At 57.2% G+C, this 8,325-nt stretch carries 9 protein-coding genes and 2 pseudogenes; 7 read left to right on the top strand and 4 right to left on the bottom strand.

Going from position 1 to position 8,325, the window contains the following annotated elements; translation table 11 throughout:
- Positions 1-99: pseudogene (nifH, locus tag ORS3428_RS31125) on the bottom strand (nitrogenase reductase); the annotation flags it as partial.
- Between the two features lie 557 nt (positions 100-656).
- Between nifH and ORS3428_RS04990 the strand changes: the two are divergent.
- The 3 genes and pseudogenes from ORS3428_RS04990 to ORS3428_RS34360 form a co-directional block, all read left to right on the top strand.
- Positions 657-1,034: pseudogene (locus ORS3428_RS04990) on the top strand (IS256 family transposase); the annotation flags it as partial.
- A gap of 736 nt (positions 1,035-1,770) precedes the next feature.
- Complete coding sequence (locus tag ORS3428_RS05000; RefSeq protein ID WP_157895913.1) at positions 1,771-2,358, top strand: nucleotidyl transferase AbiEii/AbiGii toxin family protein; 588 nt, start codon at positions 1,771-1,773, stop codon at positions 2,356-2,358.
- Positions 2,355-2,588, top strand: coding sequence for a nucleotidyl transferase AbiEii/AbiGii toxin family protein (locus tag ORS3428_RS34360; RefSeq protein ID WP_443136836.1), 234 nt, complete (start codon positions 2,355-2,357; stop codon positions 2,586-2,588). Before ORS3428_RS05000 ends, ORS3428_RS34360 begins: the two co-directional genes overlap by 4 nt.
- Here the strand turns inward: ORS3428_RS34360 and ORS3428_RS33855 are convergent.
- The 3 genes from ORS3428_RS33855 to ORS3428_RS05015 form a co-directional block, all read right to left on the bottom strand.
- Positions 2,535-2,918, bottom strand: coding sequence for a DNA-processing protein DprA (locus ORS3428_RS33855; RefSeq protein ID WP_244507856.1), 384 nt, complete (start codon positions 2,916-2,918; stop codon positions 2,535-2,537). The two genes, ORS3428_RS34360 and ORS3428_RS33855, sit on opposite strands and share 54 nt — an antisense overlap.
- A 697-nt stretch (positions 2,919-3,615) precedes the next feature.
- Positions 3,616-4,296, bottom strand: coding sequence for a nucleotidyl transferase AbiEii/AbiGii toxin family protein (locus ORS3428_RS05010; protein ID WP_157895921.1), 681 nt, complete (start codon positions 4,294-4,296; stop codon positions 3,616-3,618).
- On the bottom strand, positions 4,268-4,609 hold the full coding sequence (locus ORS3428_RS05015) for a hypothetical protein (protein WP_071095186.1): 342 nt from the start codon (positions 4,607-4,609) through the stop codon (positions 4,268-4,270). The genes ORS3428_RS05010 and ORS3428_RS05015 overlap by 29 nt, the downstream gene beginning before the upstream one ends.
- Positions 4,610-5,027: 418 nt before the next feature.
- Here ORS3428_RS05015 and ORS3428_RS34365 point away from each other — a divergent pair, with 418 nt between their 5' ends.
- The 4 genes from ORS3428_RS34365 (at position 5,028) to rpoN (ending at position 8,309) form a co-directional block, all read left to right on the top strand.
- Positions 5,028-5,390: a transposase gene (locus ORS3428_RS34365; RefSeq protein WP_157895922.1), complete on the top strand. Its 363-nt coding sequence runs from the start codon at positions 5,028-5,030 to the stop codon at positions 5,388-5,390.
- 288 nt (positions 5,391-5,678) lie between these two features.
- Entirely contained in the window at positions 5,679-6,257 is a 579-nt protein-coding gene (locus ORS3428_RS34370) for a transcriptional repressor (protein WP_443136838.1), read from the top strand.
- Positions 6,257-6,790, top strand: a complete 534-nt coding sequence (locus ORS3428_RS05025) for a peroxiredoxin (RefSeq protein ID WP_071095190.1) — start codon at positions 6,257-6,259, stop codon at positions 6,788-6,790. Before ORS3428_RS34370 ends, ORS3428_RS05025 begins: the two co-directional genes overlap by 1 nt.
- Positions 6,791-6,860: 70 nt before the next feature.
- Positions 6,861-8,309 (top strand): RNA polymerase factor sigma-54, encoded by a 1,449-nt coding sequence (gene rpoN, locus ORS3428_RS05030; RefSeq protein ID WP_071095192.1) that lies wholly within the window; start codon positions 6,861-6,863, stop codon positions 8,307-8,309.
- The last annotated feature ends 16 nt before the right edge of the window (positions 8,310-8,325 follow it).

Here is an 8,325-nt window from a genome sequence, read left to right on the forward strand (position 1 = left end):
CTGCCCGAGATCGACAAGGGCGGCGAGTGTATTTTGGGAGGTGGTGGACTTGCCGATGCCGCCCTTGCCGTAAAAGGCGATCTGACGCAGACCTGACATGTAGCTTTCCTTCCTTCGTTCCATTCATCGCGGCTGCCCGCGATATGAATGCCGGTCGGCAGCTTTCGCCGCCTCGTAACGCAAGGCTCAAAACTCATGCCAATTTTATTGACCGATCGAAGAAAGTTTTTTTGTTCTTCCCTTTCAGATATTTGACCTGAGCAAAATAAAGGAATGGCTAGCCGAGCCTATGTCGCGAACCTGACAAGACCAACGAAACATGTCAGACAGCGTTAAATATGACAGCCATTAACCTCACGCCGGGACCGARAGACACAAACACTGTCGTCCACTCCTCGTGAGCGGCACGCCYCCCCGGCCAAATTGYGCCGTCAGAACGTTAATCCTGGATCACGCATCTGTCTTCTGRCACCAATCGAGAACGCCACGGCTGCTGTCGGGTCGCGACCCGCTGAGTGGTGTAGCTCGGCGGTAGCGCAGCCGCTTGCGAGCGCGCCCTCAACAGCGCTGAAGCGAGCGAGCGGCGTAGCGGCGATCATCGATGTTCCCCGTTAGGCTCGGGTTGCTGAGACCAACCTGATTCGAAGGAACCACCGATGACCGACGACATGATGAACCTGCGCACGCTCGTGGAGAAGACCCCCGACGCCGATATCCTGCGCGAGATGATCGGCTTTGCCGCCGAGCGGCTGATGGAGCTGGAGGTGGGCGCCGCCACCGGCGCCGGCTATGGTGAGATGAGCGCGCTGCGGATCGCCCAGCGCAATGGCTATCGCGAGCGCGACTGGAAGACGCGGGCCGGAACGGTGGAGCTGCGCATCCCCAAGCTGAGGAAGGGCTCCTACTTCCCGTCGTTCCTGGAGCCGCGGCGTTTGGCCGAGAAGGCGTTGACGGCCGTCATCCAAGAGGCCTACGTCCAAGGTATCTCGACCCGCTCGGTCGATGATCTGGTTAAGGCGATGGGCATGAGCGGCGGCCGATGACGGTCATTTTCGGAAGCTAACGCAGGACATGCGCCGGGAACTCACGCTATGTTCTTCCATCGCGCTACGATGCTGACGCGCCGATGTCTCGCGCCACGTTTACAGAACGGTGGAAGGGCTGCTTGCCGACTTTCACTGCGGTGTAATAAAATGTCGGAACTTACCGGTAATTACCGACAGTTTGATACATGACCGAATCGTTGAAACCTCTCAGCGCGACCGTTGCGAAAGCGGAAGCAGTCCACGATCGATTTGGCCGGATCGAAGATCCGGACAGGCACCGAATCGATGGTGTAGGTCTTGACGCTTGCCGTCGGTCTGATTGAGCGCCATGGGATCATGCGCCTGTCGGACCTGAAACGCCGTCGGCCTTGACGTTGCAATGGAAGCGCTGCGCATGGGATGGCGATCCAGAAAGGCTAAGCCCGACGCTGCGCGGAAGCTGCAGCGTGATCTCATGAAACTGGAGCGCCGATACGAGGCAGATCACGCCTTTCGGAACTCGAGTTGCGATCTCGGCCAGGGAATGAGAAATGTCGACGTCGGCATCCGCGCGTCCGTAGAGCCCTCGTGAGGGGCGATGGAGGATGCCCTCGTCAACCAGACGAGCCAGTGTAGCCGGATTGATCCCTCGGCGTCTGGATCGCAATCGGCTCCAAGGACCGCAAGCCGACGATCGACTATCCGCCGATCCGGGTTGCTCGCTTCGGCGAAAAGGCGCTCTCCATTGGCGACATTGCCCGATATGCGCAGGCGCTGCGCATCTGGAGCGTCGTTCGTCCTTATCTTGAAAGCACAGTTGCTGATGAAGGATAGGCCGGCGAATCTTCCAGCATCGATTCTTGCTCGGCTCCGCAACATCGCGCGGAGCAAGCAGACGGACAATCAGCTCATCCTGAGGCGATACGCCATCGAGAGGCTGCTTTATCGGCTGAGCATCTCCCCGCATCGCGATCAGTTCATCCTGAAGGGCGCGATGCTCTTCACAGCGTGGCTCAACGATCCGAATCGCCCTACGCAGGACCTCGATCTTCTCGGATTCCGCAATCCAGCCGTAACGGCGATCCGATCCGTTTTCGAAACGATTTGCCGGATCGAGGCCGAAAAAGACGGACTGGCGTACGATGCGAACGGCCTAAGCGTCGAGGTGATCCGTGAAGGCCAGCAATATGGCGGCGTCAGGGTGCAGACGACAGCGTCTCTCGGGAGGACCCGGATCCCGGTACAAGTTGACATCGGCTTTGGTGACGCTGTTACGCGAGGGCGCAGGAACTGGAATTTCCGCCGCTTCTGTCGGCCGAGGGTCCTCGACTGAGAGCCTATCCCAGGGAAACCGTGGTTGCCCAAAAACTCCAGGCAATCGTCTTGCTTGGCCAGGCGAACAGTCGCATGAAGGATTTTTACGACCTGCTGGCGCTGTCGCGGCTGTTCGCGTTCGAAGGTGGATCGCTGATCCAGGCAATCCGAGCGACATTTGAACGCCGTGACACGCTACTGCCAACAGAAGAGCAGATTTTGCGGAATGGCCTGAGCGGCATCGCGTAAAAGCGGAATTTGCGAAATCAGCAGAAACTCCTTGGGGATGCGCTCCTGGAGGTCTCCGTCTTCCTTCGGATGGTAGGTGCTGAGAGGCGTACCGATTGCCGCAATCGTGCGCCCGCCGTTAGTCATGGCCGTTTCGTGGGCGACACGATCGATTCCGGCGGCTAGGCCCGAAACGATAGTGAAGCCGTCCTTCCCAAGCGCGCGTTTGCGGACGGTGAGGTCGCGCGCCAGCTGTCTTGAGCGCTGCTTTTTGTCGTCGGTCGCTTCGTGGGCGCCGACCATGGCTATGCAGCGCGTCACCGTGAGTCCAATCGAGCTTTTGTATTCCAAGGCATCTGCGACAGGTGGCGCTCTTCCAGTCACATCGCTGAGCCTACCGGTTGTAACGAAGCGCGGTTGACTGTGCCTCCTATCCGCAAAAGCTGCGAGACGCCAAGCGCCACGGGTCGGCTGCTGCGGCTCGAATTTCCACCTGTCGGTGTCTTGTGGGATAACGTCATGGTCGCCCCGATTGTGGGCTCTTTTTGCGGCAGGCCAATGCTGATTTTGCGTTGCGGATGACATTTGTGCGTTGCAATATCTAACGCGGAAGCTACTATGAGGGTGTCGGCCATCAACTCTCTAGATGCGATGCCGAACTTGAATGCGGCACACCCCCTCTAGTGCCGTTTTCGAATCGGGCCCGTTGCCACCTCCTCCCGGCAGCGGGCCTTTTCTCTCCAACGCTGCCTCTTGGCCAATCACGGTGCCCCCATCAATTCGAGCGCAGAATTTCGAGTTGAATTTCTGGCGATCCGGCAGTTATTGAACTCCGGCGTTACGCTATACACCGAAGCCCTCTCGGCGGAGATATCGCTCAAGGCAAGATGAGGTCCGCCGGAAAATACGATAATTTTCAGCTCCTTGATGAGCGGCAGACCCTAGGAATTCGCGCTATTCGGTAGCAACGCCACCAAATCCCTTATCGGTATTATTCAACCGTAGGCAATGCGTCTTCTTCGAAGGGCCAGTTACCCGAAGGCTCCGGCTATGGCGTGGATTTGGGGTCGGGAATAGCCTCTGCAATCTCCCTCATGCGATCGAGGCAGATGTCGGCAATGGGTCGCCATTCTTCAGCGATATTGAGTTCCCCCAATTCATTGCGAACATAATCTTCTTGGAGATTGATTAACCTGATGCCAATAGCCGCTTTCAAATGCGACACGAAATGTAGGTTGTCCTGGAGCAAATCCGAGAATAAGTAGTCCACTACTGCGATATCGAATACGTCCCGGACCTTCAACAAAGGGCCACGATAGTTGAGCTTCTTTAAGGCTATCTCCACCGGGTGTTCAATTTCAATCGAATGGGAAAGTCCCTCACTAAGCCCACTCCCGCCAATGATCTTCCGCTCCGTTGGCACATTAGTAATGTAAGAAGCGACGATAAAATCGATCTCGCCTTCTGGGTAGATGAGTTTGAGGTAGTTTGGCGCCTCATCATATGCCTGATGGWCCCAGGCGCCTTCRCCACCCAATCGGGGTGAAAGGACCGACAAATACTGGGGGTCATCGATGAACGCGTCGATGTCCTTGCTGAGGCGATGACCAGTGWGGACCATCAGAGCGGTACCGCCCCCGAGCACCCAATCGGGGACGGGTTGCCCTTTCGCGCGGACTCGGTCGAGGCCTGCTACTGCTCTATCGAGGAGAAGGCGCCAGTGAGACAAGTTCGGTCTCCAAATCCGGATTGTACTCGCCCGTCGCGGCCTTCATTGCCATGTAAGCCTTGRYGAGCTTGGATTTAGAGATACCGTGAGCGCTTGCAAATTGAAAAACGAGAAAAGGCTCCACCTCTGTGAAGAAAGTGGCGACATGGACGGGCCAGTCGTCCAGTTTGGCTTTGGCAATACACTCCCGCAGCGCCGCTACGCTGATATCCCGCTTGTAAGGCGCGTTGACCGTAGCCAATACAAGCCCGTCCACTGCTGAAAAACCTTCAGCAGCGCCAATGAAATGGGTCTTCGTGATCGCGTGAACCATGCTCGGTATATAGTTCTTTCGCCTGACAAAGTCGACCCACGAGCAATTTGGCATCGTGCCTCATAATAGAGTTCAYCGCGGCACAACGACCGTTCCGCTCGTCAGCCCCAATGCAAGGGACCGATCGACTCCTGCGGCCACGCCCACCAAGGACTCGCCCCATGATGAGGGGACAAGCATACGACGCTGATTTCGAGGGCTTCCCTCGGCCGCCGCTTCGCCATTGCATAGCGACGACTGCCCAGCCCAGGAGTCTGAACATGAACCCCAGCCTCTAATTCTTCTTCGCACCCCCTGGGCCCCAGGATTCTGGAGCGTCCGGAGTGGTTGGAAGATAGCCATCGCGATCCGAGAATGAAACGCGGGGTTGTGAATACCGAACGGCCAGCATTTCCTGATGTCCCCGGAATGCCGGGACATGCYGATCCAGCAGCTCGTCCAGATTGACGAGGAGGAAGCCTACGCGATCTTCCGCCAGTTCCGCTGGCCAAAGGCGAATGGCGAGCCCGTCTGCTCGCATTGCGGCCTTCTCGTCTGCTACGCGCTCCGCAGGCGCGCTTTCAAGTGCTCCGGCTGCCGCGAGTTCTTACCGGCTTGCCGAAAACAGCACAGAGTTCATTGCCATAAAGGAATTCAGTCCGGGCCTTTCCCATTCGGCCACGCGCGGACGAAGCTGCGCTTCGGTTCACATGAGTATCGTCTCCGTTCCACCACTTTTCACTTCTCGCGGCCCGGCCCCCTGCCCTTGGTAGAGCTTCCGACATTTTCGTCCACCTTCTGACACAAGAAGGTTCGTCGAGTCGTCACGTGGAAACGCCTTGTATGTTTCCCGAGCATTAGCTGCTTGAAATGTTACAAGTTCAGCCCGATGACAATCGCCGTCTTAGAAGGAAGCCTTTCCTCCATGGCGACCCCGAAAGCAAGYCTCTCTAGTCCAGGTAAAAATCGCTTCCATCCCTGCTGCAAGTCAGATGGCACGGCATTTGCGACGGCTCGTTAAGAACCATCGAACCACAAACAATGCGACGAGCGAACCATTGATGACTGCGTACAAGCGCTTGAGGCGACGGTGACAATTGCGGATAAACATCGGGAGGTCATCCCCTCCAGACGTCAGTGCTCGCTAGCTTTTCTGCGCAGGTGTTGTTGGAGGCCGACATCCAACAGCGCGGCATGCGCCCAATTGCTGCTTGCCGGTCCTTATCAGCATGTGAATGCCGAAGCACTGCATCGAAGGCTCACCCCAATCGACGTCGAGGCGCCACCGGCAACCATCTACAATACGCAGAACCATTTTCGTAAAGCGAGACCTTTGCGCGACCTCAACGTTGCGGCACCACACGGCTATTTCGAGATTGACACTGTCGATCGCCACCACTTTCTCCTCGACGAGAAGCAGCTAGTCATCGACATCCCTTGYAGCGCCAATTGCCCTAAAGGGGTTGCTCGGACCGCCCAAATCGCCGATATCGATCCAGCCATTCGGATGACGAAGAGGGTGGGCCAAGGCCTTCCCGTACCACCGGATGGAAGAGCGATTTGGAAGCCGCGAAGGCCTTCATCTCATGTCCGGCATGCCTGCCGAGTCGACGTTACGTCGGCCCAAACCGAGAAGCCATGCCAGTTTTCTTATAAAAGGAGCACTTGATGACCATCACGAAGAAGGTTCCCTTCGTTACCTTTCGCACGCGTGTTCGCGACGAGTCCATCGAGGGGCCAAATCCATACCGCTGGGAAAACAAGACATCCGACGACTATTTCGGTGGCAAGCGCGTTATCCTGTTCTCGCTTCCTGGCGCCTTCACTCCGACCTGCTCGACCTACCAACTGCCCAATTTCGAAAAGCTCTACGACGAGYTCAAGAAGGAAGGAATTGACGCAATCTACTGCCTCTCCGTCAACGATGCCTTTGTCATGAATGCGTGGGGCAAATCCTTGGGGCTGCAGAAGGTCGAGCTTATCCCGGACGGCTCAGGCGAGTTCACGCGCAAAATGGGTATGCTGGTTGCCAAGGACAATCTCGGCTTCGGAATGCGCTCCTGGCGCTACGCCGCCCTGATCAACGATGGTGCGGTGGAGCAGTGGTTCGAGGAGGAAGGTTTCTCCGACAATTGCGAGAGCGATCCCTATGATGTCTCATCCCCGCAGAACGTTCTTGAAACACTGCAGGCCGCCGCATGATCAAGTGAGCGTCTGGCAATCCCATTAACGCACGGCCAAGAGCCTCCTMGATTGGAGTTTCGCGCTCAACATGCTGTCTTCGGCAAGGCTGCTTCAACGCCAGAAGCAATCTATGGTGGCATCGCCTCAGCTCATTGAGTCGATCCGCCTGCTACAGTTAGCTCGCGCCGAACTGCATCAATTCGTGGAGCAGGAACTCGAGAAAAATCCGCTTTTGGAGCAAGCTTCAAACGACGATGAGRCTCTTGGCGGCGTGCCGATTTCGGCAGACCAGCCCACGGGCGCACGCGAAAAAGACATGGATAGGCCGATGAGCGCGGCGGCCACRGAACGACTGGGGGAATGGAAATCCCCGCGCAACACGACGAACACCCCTGCGGATAGCCGCCCTGCCCTGGAYGAGTTCGCCGCCTGCACCGAAACATTGCACGACCACGTCGCTGRTCAAATCGCGCTCACTGCATTCACACCACAGGAGCGGCTGATTGCAGGCGAGCTCGCAGCCCATCTGGAAGATACGGGCTATCTTCGCGTGGACCTTGTGGGACTGGCCGGCAAACTGAACGCCCGCGAGACGGATGTGGAACGGGTTCTCGCAACCTTGYAGCAATTTGATCCACCGGGAATTTTTGCTCGCACTCTCAGCGAATGTCTCGAGATCCAGTTGCGTCAGCGCGACCGGTTCGATCCGGCAATGGCCGCTTTGGTCGCGAACCTTGAGATGGTTGCCAGACGCGATTTTCAGGCGTTGAAGCAGCATTGCTGCGTCGATGAAGAAGACCTTGTCGAGATGTTGCATGAAATCCGTGCGCTCGATCCCAAGCCTGGCAACCGATTCCAATCCGGAGCGCCGGAATCCATCATACCCGACGTCTGGGTCACGCCCTCGCCCGGAGGTGGATGGCAGATCGAACTTGATCCGGACGCCTTGCCCAAGGTTTTGATCAACCAAACCTATTTCACCGAAATCTCGCGGCACGCCGCCCGGAATCCGAAAGATCAAGCGTTTCTGAACGAATGCCTGCAAAACGCGAATTGGTTAATCCGCAGCCTGGATCAGCGTRCCAAGACAATTCTTAAGGTTGCGACTGAAATCGTGCGCCAACAGGATGCCTTTTTCCAACATGGCGTGGCTCATCTGCGGCCTCTCAATCTCAGGACTGTCGCTGAGGCGATCAACGTGCATGAATCGACGGTGAGCCGGGTGACCTCGAACAAGTATATGCTTACCCCGCGCGGGGTGTTCGAACTGAAGTATTTTTTCACCGTCGCGATTKCCTCCTGCCAAGGCGGCRACGCGCACTCCGCCGAAGCTGTCCGCCATCAGATCAAAGCGATAATTGCTCAAGAATCGCCCGGTGACGTGCTTTCCGACGACGAGATTGCCGCCCGGCTGAAGGAAACCGGCATCAATGTTGCGCGCCGCACCGTCACAAAGTATCGGGAGGCGATGAACATTCCCTCCTCCGTGCGACGGCGCCGGGAAAAGCGGCTATGGCTCATTGGCGATCAAGATTGAAGCAGACGTCTGGCCC

Source organism: Mesorhizobium sp. ORS 3428 (assembly GCF_001854785.1).
Taxonomy (GTDB): domain Bacteria; phylum Pseudomonadota; class Alphaproteobacteria; order Rhizobiales; family Rhizobiaceae; genus Mesorhizobium.